Below are 18,006 nucleotides of genomic sequence, written 5' to 3'. Positions count from 1 at the left end.
GCATCGGACCGGACTGTCAGTTGCCACGGTTAGCGAATGCGGGTCTAGCGTCCACTCACGTCCGCCAAGGGGCCAGCGCGGCACGCCAACTCGCCGATGACCGACTTCGCCACTGCCGAGGCACGCATACGCCAGTTGCATGCGCTCTATACTGATGCGGTCTGGCGCAAGGACGCCGCCGCGTTCGCCCAATGCTTCACGCCCGATGCCGAGTGGCGCGTCGACGGCTCGGTGCTGCGGGGGCGTGACGAGATCGTGCGCGAGTTCGAGCGCACGCTGGCCGGCGTAAAGCGCGTGCTGGTCGGCTACCGCACCCCATACCTCGAATTGACCGGAGCGGAGCGCGCCAGCGGGCGGACTTACGTCACCGAGCATTACGCCTGGACCCTCGGCCCGCCCACTACGACCATCGCCCGCTATTACGAGTACTATGTTGACGGGGGCGACCCCTGGTGCATCTCGTGGCGCTTGCACGAGCTGCTCTATTCGGGCCCGGGCGATCTGACCGGCGAGTTCTACGAGGGGGTGGGTCTGCCAAGGTGAAGGGGCGCCTTGATGCCCGCTTGACGCGTCCCCTGCGCTTGCCTACGAGCGCCCCCGCAATCCGGGTGGTTCGCTGCCCGACCGAACCATCCCGATCGCCGAGTCCTGTCGAAGGGCGTTCCGTGGATCCACCCTGGCAGGTGGAGGCAGTGTAACTGTGGCCAACGTAACCGTGATCGGCGCCCAGTGGGGCGATGAGGGCAAGGGCAAGATCGTCGACTGGCTGGCGAGCCGGGCCGATGCCGTGGTGCGCTTCCAGGGCGGCCACAATGCCGGGCACACGCTCGTCGTCGGCGAGCAGGTCTACAAGCTGAGCCTGCTGCCCTCGGGCATCGTCACCGGAACGCTCTCGATCATCGGCAACGGCGTGGTGCTCGATCCGTGGGCCTTGAAGGCCGAAGTCGAGAAACTCGAAGGCCAGGGCGTCTCGATCACCACCGAGAACTTTGCCATCGCCGACAATTGCCCGTTGATCCTGCCGATCCACGGCGTGCTCGACGGCCTGCGCGAGGCCGCGGCGGCCTCGGGCAAGATCGGCACCACCGGCCGCGGCATCGGCCCGGCGTATGAGGACAAGGTCGGCCGCCGCGCCATCCGCGTCTGTGATCTCGCGCACCTGGATGCGCTGGAGCCGCAACTCGATCGTCTCTGCGCCCATCACGATGCCTTGCGCGCCGGATTCGGCGAGCCGCCGGTGGACCGGGACGCGCTGGTCGCCGCGCTCAAGGAGATCGCGCCCTTCGTGCTCCAGTATGCGCAGCCGGTGTGGAAGCGGTTGAACAAGGTCCGCAAGGCCGGCGCGCGTATCCTGTTCGAAGGTGCGCAAGGCGTGCTACTCGATGTCGATCACGGCACATACCCGTTCGTCACCAGTTCCAACACGGTCAGCGGCACCGCCGCGAGCGGCTCGGGCCTGGGGCCCTCGGCAACTGGTTTCGTGCTCGGCATCGTCAAGGCCTACACCACCCGCGTCGGCTCGGGCCCGTTCCCGACCGAGCTGGAGGACGAGACCGGCCAGCGCTTGGGCGAGCGGGGCCACGAGTTCGGCACCGTCACCGGCCGCAAGCGCCGCTGCGGCTGGTTCGACGCGGTGCTGGTGCGCCAGTCTTGCGCGATCTCCGGCGTGACCGGAATCGCGCTGACCAAGGTCGACGTGCTCGATGGTTTCGACAAAGTGCGCATCTGCACCGGCTATCGATTGAATGGTAAAGTGCTGGACTACTTCCCCAGCCACGCCGCCGACCAAGCCAACGTCGAGCCGATCTACGAGGAGATGGAAGGCTGGAGCGGCACCACCGCCGGTGCGCGCTCGTGGGCGGACCTGCCAGCGCAGGCGATCAAGTACATCCAGCGCGTGCAGGAACTGATTGAGACGCCCGTCGCGCTGGTCTCCACGAGCCCCGAGCGTGAGGACACCATCCTCGTGCGCGATCCTTTCCAGGACTGACAATGATCGGCGGCAGGGCGATGCGGACAGGTCTTCCCATCGCTCTGCTGATGGTGACCGGCTGCAGTTCGGTGCCGTCGTCCCCGCAACCCGCACCTGCTCCGCCAATTGCGCTCCAGAGCGACCGGGCCGACTTCCTGCGCGTGCGCAAGGCGGCGCGCACGCTGGAGGCTTGGTCGGGCTCTCAGCTGCTGCTGACAATCTCAGGCATCCAGCTCGGCCCCGAGCCGCAAGGGGCCAAGCAGTTCGAGGGCGATGGCCGCACGCCCGAGGGCCGGTACCGCATCGACTGGCGCAACCCGCGCAGCGCCTATCATCTCTCGCTCCACGTCTCCTATCCGAACGGCGAGCAGGTCGCAGCGGCGCGCGAACAAGGGCGCAGCGCCGGCGGCCTGATCATGATTCATGGTCAGCCCAACGGTTATCAGGGCCGCGTGGCCGGCGACTGGACCGATGGCTGCATCGCGGTGTCCGACCGCGAGATCGAAACCTTGTGGCGGATCGTGCCGGACGACGCGCAGATCGAAATCCTGCCCTGATCCGACCCAGGATCGCGGTGAGACGAGGCGTCTGGGAAAATTTCTTAACTATCACTTGTGTACTTATCTGTGGTCCGCGTTGCGGCACGGTGGTCGTCAAACACGAGAGCAAGGGATGTATCGAGATCCTGCGTTGAACGATGAATTCGCCCGATTGGCGGCCCTGCGTCGCCTCGAGGTGCTGGACACTCCGCCCGAAGAGCCATTTGAGAACGTGGTCGCGCTGATCCGGACGGTGCTGGGTGTTCCGATGGCCGCGGTTTCGCTGGTCGATGCGGACCGCCAATGGTTCAAGGCGCGCAGCGGCATCGGTGCCCAGGAAACCTCCCGCGCCGTGTCCTTCTGCACGCATACTGTAGCCCAGCGCGAGCCGATGGTGATCCCCGACGCGACCCAGGACGAGCGCTTCACCGACAATCCGCTCGTGCGCGGCGAGCTCAACATCCGCAGCTACGCCGGCGTGCCGCTGCGCACCTCCGAAGGGTACAACGTCGGCTCGCTCTGCGCGATCGACACGCAGACGCGCGAGTTCTCGCCGGCCGAGATCGCGATCCTCGACAAGTTCGCGCGTATCGTCGTCGACGAATTGGAACTGCGCCGCATCGCCGGGCGCGACCAGCTGACCGGGGCGCTGACCCGCCGCGGCTTCGTCGAAAGCGCGAACCAGGAGATCGAGCGGTTCCGCCGCTATGGCCGCCCGGCGAGCCTGGCGATGATCGACATCGATCATTTCAAGTCGATCAACGACACGCATGGCCATCCCGCGGGCGACACGGTGCTGCGCCAAGTCGCGGCCGTGCTCGAAGCGGCCAAGCGGCCCAACGACTTGCTCGGGCGGCTGGGCGGCGAGGAATTCGCCATGCTGATGCCCGAAACCGGGAGCGAAGCCGCCTTGGCCGCGGCAGACCGGTTCCGCGAGGCGATCGCCTCCGCCTCGATCGAGCCGGCCCCGGGCGTTCACCTGGTGGTTACGGCAAGCTTCGGCGTGGCGATGCTCAGCCCCGCAATCTGCGATGCCGAGCACTGGGTCGCCGCTGCCGACGTGCCGCTTTATGCAGCCAAGCGCGGTGGCCGCAACCGCTGCGTCGCTGCGGAGACAAGTGCTTCGTAGACTTGGGCCGAGTCTGACTAAGCAATCAAAGCCCGATCATCTAGCCCTGCATCCCCGCCTCGGCGAGGAGGAGCTGGTCGCGCTACGAACCAAGCCGTATTCTTCAGAAATCGATCGCAATGCCCTTCTGCACCCAGTCGCCATAGCGCGTGGGTGAGAGGCCATCGGGATCCTGTTCCGGCTTGGCCGCTTCAGGCTCGGGCGGCGGCGTGTCGGTCCAGTGCGCGGGCTTGTGGAAGGTTCCCGGGCGCTGGGTGGCTCGCTGAAGGTTGGCTCGCTGGGTCATGCTTTTCCATGTGGGGCGGCCGGCGTCGCTTGGCAATCGCTCCCAGGTGCGCCTAGGTGCGCGCCATGGACATACCCGGCCTTCCGGCGCGCCGCGCCGCGCTCAACCTGATCGATGCGGTGCTGCGCCGGGGCGAGACCCTGGAGCAGGCGGGCAGCTCGGCGCTGGCGCGCGTGCGTGGCGATGCCGATCGTGCGCTCGCCCGCGCGATCGCCTCGGAAGCCCTGCGCTGGCGCGCCGATCTCGATGCGCTGATCGACGGCGCTACGCACCAGGTGCTGCCCGACGATGCCAAGGCACGCGCGGTGCTGGAGATCATGCTGGCGCAAGTGCTGCGGCTGGAGACGCCCGCCCATGCGGTGATCGCCACCGGATTGCCGCTGCTGATGGGTGGGCCGCGGCGGCTGGCGCATGGCGTGTTCTCGACGCTGATGAAGGGCGGCGCCGAGCTGCCCGAAGTACCGACATTGCCGCCCGGTGTCGCCGAGCGCTGGGGTGAGCGGGCCGCCGACATCGCCCAAGGCCTGGCCGTGCCGCCCCCGCTCGACGTGACCTTGCGTGAGCCTGGGGCAACCGCCGAGTGGGCCGACCGGCTGGGCGGAACCTCGTTTGCGCCGGGCCATGTGCGACTGCCGCGCGGCGCATCGATCGAGAGCCTGCCGGGCTATCGCGAAGGCGCCTGGTGGGTGCAGGACCTCGCCGCCAGCCTGCCGGCACGGCTGCTTGGCCCGGGCGAGGGGCGGCGCGTGCTGGACTTGTGCGCGGCTCCCGGCGGCAAGACGCTGCAGCTTGCTGCGGCCGGTTGGCAGGTCACCGCACTGGACGTCAGCAAACGGCGGCTAGAGCGGCTGCGCGACAATCTCGATCGCACAGGCTTGAGCGCGCAGGTGGTCACCGCCGACGCCCGGACCTGGGAGCCGGACGGCGCCTACGACGCCATCCTCCTCGATGCGCCATGCAGCGCGACCGGCACCTGCCGCCGCCATCCCGATGTGCTGCATCGCATCGGCGCGCGCCAGATCGTCGAGATGACCGAGCTGCAGGATGCGCTGCTGCAGCGGGCGAGTGGCTGGCTCGCGAGCGGCGGCACGCTGGTTTACGCCGTGTGCTCGCTGGAGCCGGAGGAAGGCGAGGCGCGCGCCATGGGCGTTGCCCTCACCCCCAACCCGATCGCAGCGGACGAACTGCCGCAGGGACTTACGCCGGGAGGCGAAGGCTGGGTGCGCACTGATCCGGGCATGTTGCGCGAGGTAGGCGGGCTCGACGGCTTCTTCATAGCGCGTTGGACCAAGCCCTAGGGTCTGTCCGCATGAAGCGGAAGCGGCACCGGCCCACAGGACAGAGTCTAGATCAGCCCCACTTCTACGATCCGCCGAAACTCACAATTGCATGAGAATGCTGTTCTCGCTATAAGCCGGTCAACGGACGAGTCTGTCCGATAGCGACGGGATGGGATCATGCAGGCGACTTGGCTGGACGCGCTGGCGAACGATTATCACTGGGGATTGTCGGCGGTGACGCTGGTGTCGATCTTCGCGGTGAACTTCGTCCTTGCCAAGTTGGTGCTGCTGGTGCCGGTCTTCCGCACCGAGGATGCGCGCAACCGCAAGGCCTACGCCGACAAGATGGCGAAACCCAATTACGCGGCCAACCAGAAATGGAACCGCAAGTGGGGCGGTATCTTCGTTGCGGTGATCTTTGCAGCGATCATGCCCTTCTGTCTGACCGCGCAGCCGCAGCCCTGGTGGCAGGTCCTGGTCGACATGGTCGTGATTTTGATGGTCTACGACTTCGTCTACTACCTGACGCACCGTTTCGCTTTTCACGACGCCAACGGCCGGCAAGGGCCGCTGACCTGGATGCATGCCGTGCACCACCGCCAGCACAATCCCTGCCGCGGGGACTCCAGCTACATCCACCCGTTGGAGGTCGCGATCGGGCTGAGCTTGTACATCGGGACGATCTTCGCGCTGTCTCGCTTCATGGGCGACTTCCACGTGGTGACGGTGGTCGCGACCTGGATCGTGTTCTCGCAGGTCAACCTGCACAACCATGACTTGTGGGAGAGCGATCGCTTTCCGTTCCGCTACCTGAATCACGCGGCGGAGATGCACCACAACCACCACGCCAAGTTCACCGGCGGCAACTTCGCCACGATCACGCTGCTCTACGACTGGATGTTCGGCACGCTCGATTACGGTGATGAGCATCGCGCCCGGATCAAGGCCAAGGCCAAGCGTGCGGAGACCAAGGCGCTGGAGGAGCGAGCCGCGGCCTGAAGGCAGTCGTTCGCTTGATCCCGGGCCCGATCGTATCAACCCGCATCCGGTCCTCGCGTTGACACGCCTCTCCCGCTGGTCCTAACCGAGTGCTCAGCGCCGACGTGGAAACCGGCGGGGAGAGAACCAATGCTGCCACCAGACCCACCCGCGCGCATGCCGCCGATCCGCCCGGACGAGATCGGCCCCGAGGCACGCGCGTTCCTGGACAAGTGGAGCGGCGGCTTCTTCAAGGACGCCGACCAGCATCCGGTGCTGCTGACCTTCGCGCACAATCCTGCGCTCGCCGACGTGTTCTCGGCCTTCAACATCCACGTGCTCACCACCAGCACCTTGCCGGTGAAGCAGCGGCAGATCGCGATCATGCGGCTCGCCTGGCTGACCAAGGCGACCTCCATGTGGTCCAGCCACCTCAACACGAGCGTCCTGTGCGGGCTCGATCCCGAGATGTACGGGCCGATCCAGGTCGGCGCCTCCGATCCCTACTTCACGCCGTTCGAGCGCACGGTGATCCTGGCGACCGAGGAACTGATCGAGTCCTCAACGCTCAGCGATGCCACTTGGGCCGCACTCAGCGCCGAGTGGGACAATGCCCAGATGCTCGACTTCCTGTTTGCGATCGGCTGCTACACGACAGTCGCCTACATGATGAAGGCGACAGCCATTCCCCGCATGCCCGACCTGCTGGCACTGGCGAAGAAGTACGGCGCGCCCGCGTAGGCGTCAGGCGTCAGGCGTCAGGCGTCAGGCTTGCCGGAAAGCGTCTGCGCCAGCCACTCGGTTACGAACGCGTGCGTGTCGTGGTGGCCCGGCATGTCAAAGTTCGCGCCGAGCAGGAAGCTGCGCGCCAGGTTCTCCAGCACCGTCGCCAAGCGTTGCGGCGTCCAGCCAGCCAACTTGATGCCGCGCCGATCCAATGTCTCCGCGATGATCTCCGCCTGGCGCGCCTGATAGCGCACGCCGAACTGCGCAATTACCGCCGCGATCCCCTTGCGATGGTTGGCCAGCGCCAGGAACTCGGTGACGATGGTGGCGCGCGACGGATCGGAACTGAGCTTCCACATCGCCAGGATCGGTTCGTCATGCTGGGCCGCCTCTTCCAGGGCGGCGTGCAGGACTTCGGCGAAGCGCAGGAACAGCGCCTCGAACAGGTCGTCCATGGTGCGGAAATAGTAGTAGACGATCTGCGGTGACATCTGTGCCGCCTTGGCCAACTGGCGCGAGGTGACGGCGGCATAGCCCTCTTCGCGCATGATGGTCTCGGCGCTGTCCAGCAGGAACGAGCGCGTCTCGGACGACTTTGCCCCCATGCGCCGGCCGGCCGCACTCGCCTTCAGATCGGCCTCGCTGACTACCGCGGCCAAGTCAGAGCTTGCCGAACTTCGCCTCGTAGGCGCCGGTGTCGCCCCCTGCGAGCAGTTGCGCCTGCTCGACCCAGGAATCGCGCCGTGGCCGCCCGGCGAAGGCGCCCAGCTTGGGGTCGAGCTCGTCGAGGTCGGCATCGGTCCAGGCCGCGATCTGGGCGTAACGGGTCACGCCCAACGCATGCAGTGTCGCCACGAGCTTGGGACCCAGGCCCTTGATCCGGCGCAGGTCGTCTTCGCCGGGTTCGGACGTGGCGGGAACGACGGCTGACTGCTCGGCAACGGGATCGTCGCTCGCGGGGATCTCGGCCGCCCGCGCTTCGTCCTGCGCGCCGTAGGCGATGACTTCGCCGATGCCCGCGAAAGTGCCGGCCGCGGCAGGGGGCACGACGGGAGGGGGCACGATCGGCGCCGGCATCGTCGCGGCGGCAGGCGGTGCGTCGATCAGCGCCTGGTTGCGCTGTGCCGGGGCAGCGCCTTCGTCGAGGACGTCGGGCCGCCGCTCGCGCACCTTGGGCTTGCTTGCGCGGCCGAACAGCCAGAACGCGAGGATCACCGCGATCACCAGCGCCACCGCGAAGAGCAGCCAGTTGGCCTCGATCGTCTGCAGCAGGGTCATCGCAAATCCTTCTGGGTCGGGAGCGATATGGCTCCCCATACCGGGCCACTCCTTGTCCCGGCTGGCACGCCAGTCAAGCCGGGGCGGAAGACTTCTGGAACAGCACGCGATCTTCGGGCCCGAAGGCGCGCCGCCACAGGACGCCGAAGTAGACCGCCAGGATCGCGGGGATGCCGAAAGCGAGCTCGGCCCACTCGGGCAGGAAGCGCGTCGCCGCCCAGCCCACGAGCCCCGCCGGCACCACTGCCAGGACGAGTGCCCAACGCCAGTTGTTGATCGACTCGGCAAGAATGCCGGCGAGGATGTGCGACTTGACCAGCGAGGCGAACCCCAGCGCCAATGCCAGGCCCAGCGCCGCCGCGGCGGCCTGGAACAGCTCGTTGTAGCCCAGCTCCTGCATCAGCAGGATGCCGCCGACGGTGACCAGCGCCTGGAGCACCACGGTCAGCAGCGAGACCACCAGATTGCGGATCCGCGCGACGTAGATCAGCGCCGCTTCGCTCACCACCGCGGTGGCGGCGACGACCTCGGCTGCGAGCAGGAAGGCGAGGGCTCCCGTACCGCCGACGAACTGCGGCCCGATCAGGCCCATCACGCCTTCGCCCGGGATGCAAAGGGCCATCGCAATGCCGAGCTGCGCCGCCAGGATCCAGAAGCCGACCTGGCGCACCTGGCGCCCGATGGCGGCATAGTCGCGCGTCTTGAGGTTGCGAGTGATGACGGGGCCGAGGATCGGCTCAAAGCTGGTCTTGAGCTTCTGAGGCAGCGAGGCGATCTGCTGGGCGACGTAGTAGACGCCGACGGCACTTGGCGCCGCGAACAGGCCCAGGATGAAGATGTCGAGCCGGCGCGTGCCCCACTCGATCGCGTCGGCCGTGGCGATCGGCAGGCTGCGCCAGGTGAGCTTGCCCATGTTCCTGAGCGACGGCCGCCAGTTCTGCGGGCGGCCATAGGCCCGCAGGAACGGTACGAAGGCAGCGATCGCAGCGGCGTAGACCGACGCGAGGTAGGCCACGGCGAGGCCGCTCCGAGGCGCGACAAGGGCCATGATCCCGGCCACGATCGAAATCGTCCAGGGCTCCACGACGGCGCGAGCCCGCACGGTGGCGGCGACATCGAATCGGTAGGCGAGAGCAGCCAGCCAGATCTCGGTCAGGGCGAGCGGCGGGATCGCCAGCACCATCAGCCGATCGATCCAGGTGTAGTTGCCGCCCGGGAACAGCGGCGCAGGGAACAGCCAGAACCCCAGCGCCACCGCGCAGGAGGCGACCAGCGCTACCAGCGAGCCATCTGCGATCAGGTTGGCAGGATGCTCGTCCGATTCCGACAGGCGCTGCGCCAGCCCGCGCTTTTCGCCCAGCGTGCACAGCATGGCCGTCAATTCGATCAGCACCAGCGCCGAGGCGAACACGCCCAGCGCGGCTGGGCCGTATCCAGGAGCGCGACCGGCGATGAACAGGAATGGGATGCGCGCGGCCAGGCGCATGAAGAAGCCGAGCAAGTTCGTGCGGCCACCCTTGGCGATCGCCGCGAGGTCCTCCTGTCCTTGCCCTTCGATTGCCGCAGGTCCGGTCAAGCAGCGGGCCCCGATGTCTTCCGATCGGCCTCGAGCTCGGCCTTGAGCGGGCGCGAGAGGATGTCGGCGACGACGGCACTCGCCGGACTTTCACCGCTGAGCAGCCGGCAGACACCCTCGACGATCGGCATGGCCACGCCTTCGCGCGCTGCGAGTTGGGCGAGCACCGGCGCGGTCGCTGCACCCTCGGCGACGCTGCTCTTGCCGGTCAGTGCTTCGACCGCGGTCAGCCCCTGGCCGAGCGCGAGGCCCAGCGAGAAGTTGCGGCTGGAAGTGGAGGAGCACGTTAGCACCAGGTCGCCGAGGCCGCACAAGCCGGCCAGCGTCTCGCCCCGTGCTCCGCGTGCAAGGCCGAAGCGCAGCATTTCGGCATAGCCGCGCGCGATTACCGCGGCGCGGGCGTTCTGCCCGAGGTTCATACCCTCCACCACGCCGCAGGCGATGGCGAGCACGTTCTTCACGGCGCCACCGACTTCGGCCCCGACGACGTCGTCCGAGTAGTACGGACGAAGCGCCGGCCGCGCGATCAGCGGCGCCAGCCGGTCCCATTGCGCCTGTCCGCCAGAGCACGCGAGCGTCACCGCGGTCGGCAGCCCGGCAGCGACTTCGTGCGCGAAAGTCGGCCCGGATAGCACGGCCAGCCGGGCCTTCGAATCGGCGTCGGCAGCGACTTCGGCCATGAGCCGGCCGCTGCCCGCCTCGATGCCCTTGGCGCAGAGCACCAGGTCTCGCGTGCCCGCGGGCAGCTGCGCGATGACCGAGGCGAGGAACTGTGCAGGCACGACGATCAGCAGCACCGCTAGATTGGCGAGCTCTCCCAGGTCCTGCGTGGCGTGGATCGTCGGCGCCAATGTGGCGCTCGGCAGGTAGGGCCTGTTGCGCCGCTCGGTGTTGATCTCGCGGACCAGATCGGGCTCTCGGGCCCACAGCAGCACCTCGCTGCCGTCGCTGGCGAGCGCCTGCGCCAGGGCCGTGCCCCAGGCGCCTGCACCAACGACGCCGACTTGTCCGGTCATGCCTTCACTCCTGCACCGCGCACGGCTTCAGCCGAGGGATCGAGCGGCCAGCGTGGCCGCGCCGGCGTGTCGAGCGGGTCCGACTGTCCGAGGCGTTCCACGCCGGCCCATGCGATCATCGCCGCATTATCGGTGCACAAGGCAAGCGGCGGCGCGACGAACGGCAACCCATGCGCATCCGCCAACGCCTGGAGTGCCGAGCGGATCGCGGTGTTGGCCGCCACGCCGCCCGCGACCACGAGCGCAGTCACCTGCCCGCTCGCAGCGAGGGCACGGCGGGTGCGGTCGAGGAGGCAGTCGATCGCGGCTTGCTGGAACGAAGCGGCGATATCGGCATCGGTGCAGGTGCTCGCGTCAATCGCCATCTTCGCGCGCATGACTGCACTCTTCAGGCCGGCGAAGGAGAAGTGCGGCTCCGCGCTCCCGACCAGCGGCCGGGGAAGTGGCACCTTCCTCGCATCGCCCTCGCGCGCGAGACGCTCTACCGCCGGTCCGCCGGGATAGCCGAGCCCGAGCAGCTTGGCGGTCTTGTCGAACGCTTCGCCCAGCGCGTCATCGATGGTCGTGGCGAGCCGGCGGTACTTGCCCACGCCCTCGACCAGCAGCAGCTGGCAATGTCCGCCCGACACCAGCAGCAGCAGATACGGATAGGCCAGCGCCTCATCCGCCAGGCGTGGAGAGAGGGCGTGACCTTCCAGGTGATTGACTGCGATCAGCGGCTTGTCACTCGCCATCGCCAGCGCCTTGGCCGTGACAAGTCCGACCATCACGCCGCCGATCAGCCCGGGACCTGCAGTCGCCGCGATCGCATCCACGTCAGCCAGCGTCATGCCCGCATCCGCCAAAGTAGCTTCGATCAGCGGGGTCAGCCGCTCGGCATGTGCCCTTGCGGCAATCTCGGGCACGACACCGCCGTAGGGCCGGTGCGCGTCGTCCTGCGAGGCGATGCGCTGGGCCAGGATCACGCGCCCGTCGGTGACGAGCGCCGCCGCCGTCTCGTCGCACGAGCTTTCGATCCCCAATACCGTCGTCATCTTACCGTCGTCACCCGCACCGTCTTTTCCTGAGCGGCAATGCCGAGTAGCACGTTTCGCCCATGATCCCACCTGAACCCCCGCGCTTTCGCCTCGGCACCCGCCGCTCCCCGCTCGCCATGGCACAGGCGGAGGAAGCACGGACGCGGCTGGCGACGGCGCACGGTATCGAGGCAGCGCATATAGAGATCGTGTCGGTCACTGCCAGCGGCGATCGCATCCAGGACCGCGCGCTCGCCGAGATCGGCGGCAAGGCGCTGTGGACCAAGGAGCTCGATGCCTGGCTGCTCGCGGGTGAGATCGACTTCGCCGTGCACTCGGCCAAGGACGTGGAGACGATCCGCCCTCCCGAGATCGCAATCGGCGCCGTGCTCCCGCGCGAGGACGTGCGCGACGTGCTGGTCGGCGCCGCCAGCGTCACCGCGCTGCCGCAAGGCGCGATTGTCGGCACCAGCGCCCCGCGCCGCGCCGCGCAACTTCTGCATGCACGGCCGGACTGCAAGGTGATCACCTTCCGCGGCAACGTCGCGACGCGGCTGGCCAAGCTGGCGGCGGGTGAGGCGGATGCGACCTTTCTCGCGCTCGCGGGGCTCAACCGCCTGGGGGAGACCGGCACCGGTCACCCGCTCGACGCGGAGGCCTGGCTGCCGGCGCCCGGCCAGGCGGCGATCCTGATCGAGTGCCGCGCCGACGATGCGCGCACGCGAGACTTCCTGGCGCGTGTCGACGACGCGCCGAGCCGCGAGGCGGTGCTGGCCGAACGTGCACTGCTGGCGGCGCTCGGCGGCAATTGCCACAGCCCGATCGCCGTTCTGACGCAGCGGGAGGATGGAGTCCTGACGATGCGCGCCGTGCTCTACAGCCCTGATGGTGCCGAGCAGGTCGAGGCGGCCGCGACGTTCGCGCCGGAAGACTGCGAGGCGCCGGCACGGCTTGCAGCGGACCTGCTGGCCCGCGCGCCAGCGGCCATCACCGTGCATTTCTCCGGTCCAGCTCCGGCATGAAGCGGCTGATCGTCGTGCGCCCGGAGCCCGGCGCGACCGCGACTGTCGAGGCGGCCCGGGCCATCGGGCTGGGCGCGGAGGCACACCCGATCTTCGTCGTCCGGCCGCTTCCCTGGGTTCCGGTCCCCCGCGATGCGGTGGATGCGGTGCTGTTGGGCAGCGTCAATGCCCTGCGCCATGGTGGCCCAAACCTGGAGAGCCTGCGAGGGCTGCCCGCATATTGCGTGGGCGGTACGACCGCCGAGGCAGCCGCTGCGGCAGGCTTCTCCATTGCCGCGGTCGGTTCGGGCGGCCTGCAGAACGTCGTAGTCGAACTCGCGCCAGCGCATCGGCGCCTGCTGCGCCTGACCGGCGCCGCGCATGTGCCGCTCGATATGCCGGAGCATGTTTCGCTCGAGACGCGCATCGTCTACACCAGCGATCCCCTGCCGCTGTCCGCCGGCCTCGCGCGGGCACTCACAGGCGACGCAGTGGTCGTGCTCCATTCGGGCGAGGCGGCGCGTCATTTCGATCGGATATGCACGCCAGCCGCCGTGGATCGCGCGACCATTGCCCTTGCCACCATCGGACCACGGGTGTCGGACTTCGCCGGAAAAGGCTGGGCGGCGGTGCGCAGTGCCGCCCAGCCGAGCGACGCAGCGCTTCTGGCCTTGGCTCGCGAGATGTGCCAAGACCTGGGCGGGGAAGCCGAAATCCCCCGCTGAAAGGCCCGATGCAGGACGATACCCCGACGATTCCGGAAGCGATTGGCCCGGATACGATTGCAGCACCTGCGGCGCCCGTTACGCGGCGGCGCAGATCTTTTCGCTCCGTATTTGTCGCCGTGCTGCTGGCCTTCCTGGCCGGCGCGGGCGGCGTCGCTTACCTTGCTTGGCATGGCGACCTGGCTCGCTACCTGCCCGCCCCAAGCAATGCCGGCCAGTCATCCGCGACCGGTGGAGCACAGGATGCGGTCGGCAGTGGCGCCGCCTCCCAAGTTGCGGGTGGCCGTACGCAGCCCGCGATGAACGCCGTGGTCTCGATGGAGGCGCGCCTGGCCATGCTCGAGGATCGCTTCTCCCGCCTCGACTTCCAGGCCAGCGCTGCTTCGGGCAACGCCGCGCGGGCAGAGGCGCTGCTGATCGCCTCGTCCGCCCGCCGCCTGGTCGAGCGTGGCGCGCAGCTCGGTTTCGTGGCCGACCAGCTCACCTTGCGCTTCGGCGATGCGCAGCCGCAGGCGGTGCAGACGATTACCACGTTCGCGCGCAACCCGGTGACGATCGACCAGCTGACCGCGCGCCTCGAAGCGCTCGCACCCGACCTGACCGACACCTCGCAGAGCATGAACCTGTGGTCGCGTACGCGGCAGGAGGTGGCCAACTTGTTCACCGTGCACAGCGACTCCCCGACGTTGCTGACTCCGGCGGCCCGCATCGACCGCGCGCGGCTGATGCTCACCGCGCGGCGGATCGACAATGCGATAGACGAAGTGGAGCGCATGCCTGGCGCCGAAGCGGCCCAGAAGTGGATCGCCGACGCCCGCCGCTTCGAGGACGCGCAGCGCGCGCTGGACCTGATCGAGACGACGGCGATGCTGGAGCCGCGTCGGCTGAAGGATGGCTCGGGTCAGGACGTGACACAGTCGAGCCCGCTCTCCACGCCCGAACCGAGCCCGACGCCGAGCGGGATACCCACTGCACGCTAAGCCAATGGGCGCAGACGGTGTTGGTTCTTGTCGCTGCGGCGCCTGCGCGTGCACCAAAGCGAGCGGCTAAGGCTTCGCTGGCAATCCTTGAGAGTCCTTGAAGCGCACGCCCTTCAGTATCACGGGCGCCGCGACAGAGGGGATCGGCGCAGCAGCGGTCGGCTTTGCGACCGGCGCGGGTGACTTGCTCCACAGGCACTGCCCCGCCGGCCGCTTGAACTGGGCGCAGTTCCATAGCGCGCGTTCCAGGTTGATCGAACGGTCGCGCAAGTAGCTGAACGACAATGCGCCGAGCTGGTCGGGCGAGAGCTTGGACGAGGCACTCTGCGGAAGCTTGGCGGGATCGGTCCAGCCCATGAACTTGCAGCGTGGCCGCGCAGCGCAGGCGGAGGCGGCGATCTGCGCGAAGTTGGCGGCCTGACCCGGCGAGAGCACGACCAGGTAGGTGTCCGGGCTGTCGCTGCTGGGCTTGAAACCTTGGTTGCTGATCGACGCGGTCGTGAGCCCGGGTGCCGCTTCGCCGACCGCCTCGGGCGCAATCGAGAAGCCGTGCTCGGGAAAGCGGATGGATAGCTGCGGTATCCGCGGCTCCTGGCCGGTTGCGCGGAAGCGGAAGGCGGCGGGCGTGCCCCACCACCCGCTCCAGCGAAAGAACAGATGCGAATGCACCGCCACGATCTTGTCGAGACTGGCACTCCAGTATGGAACCACCCAGTCGGTGTGGTAGTGCGTCGCCTGTCCGACCGGCTTGTAGACGGTGCCGGACAGCGCGGCAGAGGCGACTGCGCGCGCCCGCGTCCACAAAGCCTCCGAGTAGGCACGGGCGAGCGCGCCGTCGCAAGTGAAGGTGAACTGGCAGCCGATCCGCCGCTCGGAGCCCTGGAACACCACACCGCAGACCGTGCGCGGGAAGGCGGGGTGTCGCACGCGGTTCAGCACCACTTGCGCTACGGCACGCTGGCCTTCCGGATCGTCGCCCGCTTCGTAGAGGACCGCCGCTGCCAGGCAGTCGAGCGCGCGCAGGCGATCCTCGTCGCTGCCGGCAAAAGCGAACGGGCGCGCGGCCGGGTTGGGTGCGGTGCTGAACGGGACGGACGCATTGAACGTCCGCGCGTCGGCGGGCGCGAGCGCCTGGAACTCGGCCGGCTCGACTTGCGGCACGACGTCGGGCGGCGCCACCGTTGCCCTGCTCGCAGGCATGGGCGCCGCACGGTGAGACAGAGTGGCGGGGCCGATCCGCATCATGGCGACAAGCAAGGTCAGTGCGGCAAGCAGCAGGCCCACGGCAAGACCCGCCAAGGCCGGCGATCCCGTGCCGGTTTTCAGAAGCTTGCTTATCGCCATTGCGCGTGGCTCATACCCTGCTGGGGGCGGGTGGCTAGGCCGAACCTGACGGACGGGCCGCTGGCGCCGGCGCCGAGCGCTTCGTCAAACCAGACCCAGCTTCGCCAGTTCGCCGATCAGCCGTGCCGGAAGTGCATCGCCGGCATCCTCGCCGTCGGCCAGGTCTCGCGGGGCATCCTCTTCGTCGAGGTAGCGCCAGCCCTGATGCGCACGCTTGGGCCTGGTGTGTACCGCGATCAGCCGCGGTTCGAGGCGGATGTGCCAGCGCCCGTCGTCACGCTGGTTGAACCCCAGCAACGGCGAGCGGCCGATCAGCGCATGCTCGAAGATCCAATAGAGCGAGCCGCCGGCCATCTCCTCGTGGCGCTTGGGCAGATAGCGCGTGGTCATCAGCGCCTCGCCTGCCGAGCTGTGGGCGTGGCTCTCCAGCCAGGCCTTCAGGGTGGCCGGACTCTCGGTTCCGTAGGCGATCTTCGTCATGTGGAGCGGCATCGTGGGTATGTAGAGTGGACGCTCGCGTTTTGAACCCGCGCTAGATCCTCCCCTGCAAGGGGAGGTGGCGCGCGCGTAGCGCGTGACGGAGGGGTGTCACCGCCGGCGTAGTACTCGGGCGAGAGGGTTACACCCCTCCGTCAGTCCTGCGGACTGCCACCTCCCCCAAGGGGGGAGGATCTATCACGCCAGCCCGGTCAGCACCGCCAGGCCCAGGAAGCTGAAGAAGCCCATCACGTCGGTCGCCATGGTCACGAATACGGCGGAGGACACCGCAGGGTCGACGTTGAAGCGATCGAGCGTCACCGGCACCAGGATGCCCGCCAGCCCGGCGATCAGATTGTTGATCACCATGGCGAGCGCGATCACGCCGCCGAGCAACGGATTGCCGAACACCAGCGTGGTGCCGATGCCGATCAGCGTGCCCAACGCCAGGCCGTTGGTGAGCGCGATGCGCAGTTCGCGCAGGATCATGCGCTGCGTGTTGGAACTGGTGAGCTGGTTGGTCGCAAGCGCGCGCACCGCCACGGCCAGCGTCTGGGTGCCGGCATTGCCGCCCATACCCGAGACGATCGGCATCAGCACCGCCAGCAGCGCCAGCTTGGCGATCGCGCCTTGGAACAGGCCGACAACCGAGGCCGCGATCATCGCTGTGCCCAGGTTGACCACCAGCCACGTGAGGCGGGTGCGGACCGTCAGCAAAATCGGCTCGTTGATGTCGCCATCGCCCGCGCCGGAGAGCAGCAGCGCGTCCTCCCCTGCCTCTTCCTGAATGATGTGCACGACATCGTCGACGGTGATCTGACCGACCAGACGTCCCGCCTCGTCCACCACCGCGGCCGAGATCAGCGCATATTTCTGGAAGCGCAGCGCGACTTCCTCCTGGTCCATCATGACCGGGATCAGCGTTTGCTCGCGCTTCATCACGTCCGATAGCGGGATCGAGCGCGGCGTGCGCAGGATCCACGAGAGCGCGCACGTGCCGATCGGATGATGCAGCGGATCGACGATGAACACTTCCCAGAAATCGGTGGGAAGGTGGCGCTGCTCGCGCAGGAAGTCGATCAGGTCGCCAACCGACATGGATTCGGGCACCGCGACGAAGTCCCGGCTCATCAGGCGCCCGGCGGACTCGTCGGGGTAGGCGAGCGCGGCCTCGATCGCGGCGCGATCTTCGGGATCGAGCTCGGCCAGGACCGCCTGCTGGTCCTCGCGATCGAGGTCCTCGATCATGGCGACCGCGTCGTCGGTGTCGAGCTGCTCGGCGATCTCGGCGACGACGTCGGCGGGCAGGCCGTCCAGCAGGGCCTCGCGCACCCAGTCGTTGAGCTCGGCGATCACTTCGACGCCCATCAGGTCGCTGATGGCTCTTGCCAGGTCGAGCCGCTGATCTTCCTCGAACAGCTCTAACAGATCAGCGATGTCCGCCGGGTGCAGCGGCTCGACCAGGTTGTAGACCCGATCGAAGTCTTCCTCTTGCAGCGCGTCGCGGACGCTGCGCAGGAATTCCGGCTTCAGTCGGTTGTCCTCGTCGTGGTGCTCGTTCTCGGGGGACGGATCATCAGGGCGCTCGACGCCTTCGATCAGTTCGTCCTCGAGATGCTCGGCTGCCATGGACGGGGGTCTACGCGGCCAGGCTTCAAAAGCAACCGCCGATGGTGCGATGCA

At 68.0% G+C, this 18,006-nt stretch carries 19 protein-coding genes; 10 read left to right on the top strand and 9 right to left on the bottom strand.

The window, feature by feature from the left end; all coding sequences use genetic code 11:
* Positions 1 to 96 precede the first annotated feature (96 nt).
* The 4 genes from GV044_RS17190 to GV044_RS17175 all read left to right on the top strand — a co-directional run bounded on the left by GV044_RS17190 (position 97) and on the right by GV044_RS17175 (position 3,640).
* Positions 97 to 543: an SgcJ/EcaC family oxidoreductase gene (locus GV044_RS17190; protein WP_159873136.1), complete on the top strand. Its 447-nt coding sequence runs from the start codon at positions 97 to 99 to the stop codon at positions 541 to 543.
* 157 nt (positions 544 to 700) lie between these two features.
* Positions 701 to 1,990, top strand: coding sequence for an adenylosuccinate synthase (locus tag GV044_RS17185; protein WP_159873134.1), 1,290 nt, complete (start codon positions 701 to 703; stop codon positions 1,988 to 1,990).
* A 2-nt stretch (positions 1,991 to 1,992) separates the two neighbouring features.
* Complete coding sequence (locus GV044_RS17180) at positions 1,993 to 2,529, top strand: murein L,D-transpeptidase family protein (protein ID WP_236555054.1); 537 nt, start codon at positions 1,993 to 1,995, stop codon at positions 2,527 to 2,529.
* Between the two features lie 115 nt (positions 2,530 to 2,644).
* Positions 2,645 to 3,640, top strand: coding sequence for a sensor domain-containing diguanylate cyclase (locus GV044_RS17175; RefSeq protein WP_159873132.1), 996 nt, complete (start codon positions 2,645 to 2,647; stop codon positions 3,638 to 3,640).
* Positions 3,641 to 3,743: 103 nt separating this feature from the next.
* Here GV044_RS17175 and GV044_RS17170 read toward each other — a convergent pair whose 3' ends face one another.
* Positions 3,744 to 3,926 carry a DUF1674 domain-containing protein gene (locus GV044_RS17170; protein WP_159873130.1) on the bottom strand — a complete coding sequence of 61 codons (183 nt, stop codon included), beginning with the start codon at positions 3,924 to 3,926 and terminating at the stop codon, positions 3,744 to 3,746.
* Positions 3,927 to 3,991: 65 nt separating this feature from the next.
* Here GV044_RS17170 and GV044_RS17165 point away from each other — a divergent pair, with 65 nt between their 5' ends.
* The 3 genes from GV044_RS17165 to GV044_RS17155 all read left to right on the top strand — a co-directional run bounded on the left by GV044_RS17165 (position 3,992) and on the right by GV044_RS17155 (position 6,925).
* Positions 3,992 to 5,224: an RsmB/NOP family class I SAM-dependent RNA methyltransferase gene (locus GV044_RS17165; RefSeq protein WP_159873128.1), complete on the top strand. Its 1,233-nt coding sequence runs from the start codon at positions 3,992 to 3,994 to the stop codon at positions 5,222 to 5,224.
* Between the two features lie 159 nt (positions 5,225 to 5,383).
* Positions 5,384 to 6,205, top strand: a complete 822-nt coding sequence (locus GV044_RS17160) for a sterol desaturase family protein (RefSeq protein WP_159873126.1) — start codon at positions 5,384 to 5,386, stop codon at positions 6,203 to 6,205.
* Positions 6,206 to 6,334: 129 nt separating this feature from the next.
* Positions 6,335 to 6,925 carry a carboxymuconolactone decarboxylase family protein gene (locus GV044_RS17155; protein ID WP_159873124.1) on the top strand — a complete coding sequence of 197 codons (591 nt, stop codon included), beginning with the start codon at positions 6,335 to 6,337 and terminating at the stop codon, positions 6,923 to 6,925.
* Positions 6,926 to 6,942: 17 nt separating this feature from the next.
* Here the strand turns inward: GV044_RS17155 and GV044_RS17150 are convergent, their stop codons facing one another.
* From GV044_RS17150 to tsaD, 5 genes are all read right to left on the bottom strand, one after another.
* Positions 6,943 to 7,569, bottom strand: coding sequence for a TetR/AcrR family transcriptional regulator (locus GV044_RS17150; RefSeq protein WP_159873122.1), 627 nt, complete (start codon positions 7,567 to 7,569; stop codon positions 6,943 to 6,945).
* Position 7,570: 1 nt separating this feature from the next.
* Positions 7,571 to 8,188: a hypothetical protein gene (locus tag GV044_RS17145; RefSeq protein WP_371741641.1), complete on the bottom strand. Its 618-nt coding sequence runs from the start codon at positions 8,186 to 8,188 to the stop codon at positions 7,571 to 7,573.
* Positions 8,189 to 8,261: 73 nt separating this feature from the next.
* The gene (locus GV044_RS17140; protein ID WP_159873763.1) at positions 8,262 to 9,674 is read right to left on the bottom strand and encodes a lipopolysaccharide biosynthesis protein; all 1,413 of its coding nucleotides are present in this window, start codon (positions 9,672 to 9,674) and stop codon (positions 8,262 to 8,264) included.
* Positions 9,675 to 9,760: 86 nt separating this feature from the next.
* Complete coding sequence (locus GV044_RS17135) at positions 9,761 to 10,780, bottom strand: NAD(P)H-dependent glycerol-3-phosphate dehydrogenase (RefSeq protein WP_159873120.1); 1,020 nt, start codon at positions 10,778 to 10,780, stop codon at positions 9,761 to 9,763.
* Positions 10,777 to 11,814, bottom strand: coding sequence for a tRNA (adenosine(37)-N6)-threonylcarbamoyltransferase complex transferase subunit TsaD (gene tsaD / locus GV044_RS17130; protein WP_159873118.1), 1,038 nt, complete (start codon positions 11,812 to 11,814; stop codon positions 10,777 to 10,779). Before tsaD ends, GV044_RS17135 begins: the two co-directional genes overlap by 4 nt.
* A 62-nt stretch (positions 11,815 to 11,876) precedes the next feature.
* Here tsaD and hemC point away from each other — a divergent pair, with 62 nt between their 5' ends.
* The 3 genes from hemC to GV044_RS17115 all read left to right on the top strand — a co-directional run bounded on the left by hemC (position 11,877) and on the right by GV044_RS17115 (position 14,502).
* Positions 11,877 to 12,818 carry a hydroxymethylbilane synthase gene (gene hemC / locus GV044_RS17125; RefSeq protein ID WP_159873116.1) on the top strand — a complete coding sequence of 314 codons (942 nt, stop codon included), beginning with the start codon at positions 11,877 to 11,879 and terminating at the stop codon, positions 12,816 to 12,818.
* Positions 12,815 to 13,522 (top strand): uroporphyrinogen-III synthase, encoded by a 708-nt coding sequence (locus tag GV044_RS17120; RefSeq protein ID WP_159873114.1) that lies wholly within the window; start codon positions 12,815 to 12,817, stop codon positions 13,520 to 13,522. The genes hemC and GV044_RS17120 overlap by 4 nt, the downstream gene beginning before the upstream one ends.
* Positions 13,523 to 13,641: 119 nt before the next feature.
* Complete coding sequence (locus tag GV044_RS17115; protein ID WP_236555053.1) at positions 13,642 to 14,502, top strand: hypothetical protein; 861 nt, start codon at positions 13,642 to 13,644, stop codon at positions 14,500 to 14,502.
* 66 nt (positions 14,503 to 14,568) lie between these two features.
* Here the strand turns inward: GV044_RS17115 and GV044_RS17110 are convergent, their stop codons facing one another.
* From GV044_RS17110 to mgtE, 3 genes are all read right to left on the bottom strand, one after another.
* The gene (locus tag GV044_RS17110; RefSeq protein ID WP_159873112.1) at positions 14,569 to 15,846 is read right to left on the bottom strand and encodes a cell wall hydrolase; all 1,278 of its coding nucleotides are present in this window, start codon (positions 15,844 to 15,846) and stop codon (positions 14,569 to 14,571) included.
* Positions 15,847 to 15,930: 84 nt separating this feature from the next.
* The gene (locus GV044_RS17105) at positions 15,931 to 16,338 is read right to left on the bottom strand and encodes a DUF1489 family protein (protein WP_159873110.1); all 408 of its coding nucleotides are present in this window, start codon (positions 16,336 to 16,338) and stop codon (positions 15,931 to 15,933) included.
* Between the two features lie 183 nt (positions 16,339 to 16,521).
* The gene (gene mgtE, locus GV044_RS17100; protein ID WP_159873108.1) at positions 16,522 to 17,952 is read right to left on the bottom strand and encodes a magnesium transporter; all 1,431 of its coding nucleotides are present in this window, start codon (positions 17,950 to 17,952) and stop codon (positions 16,522 to 16,524) included.
* Positions 17,953 to 18,006 lie beyond the last annotated feature (54 nt).

Origin of the sequence: Novosphingobium sp. 9U (assembly GCF_902506425.1) — a bacterium.
Classification (GTDB): Bacteria; Pseudomonadota; Alphaproteobacteria; order Sphingomonadales; family Sphingomonadaceae; genus Novosphingobium.
Note: the sequence above shows the minus strand (reverse complement) of the source record. Positions and strands in the feature narration are given on the sequence as shown.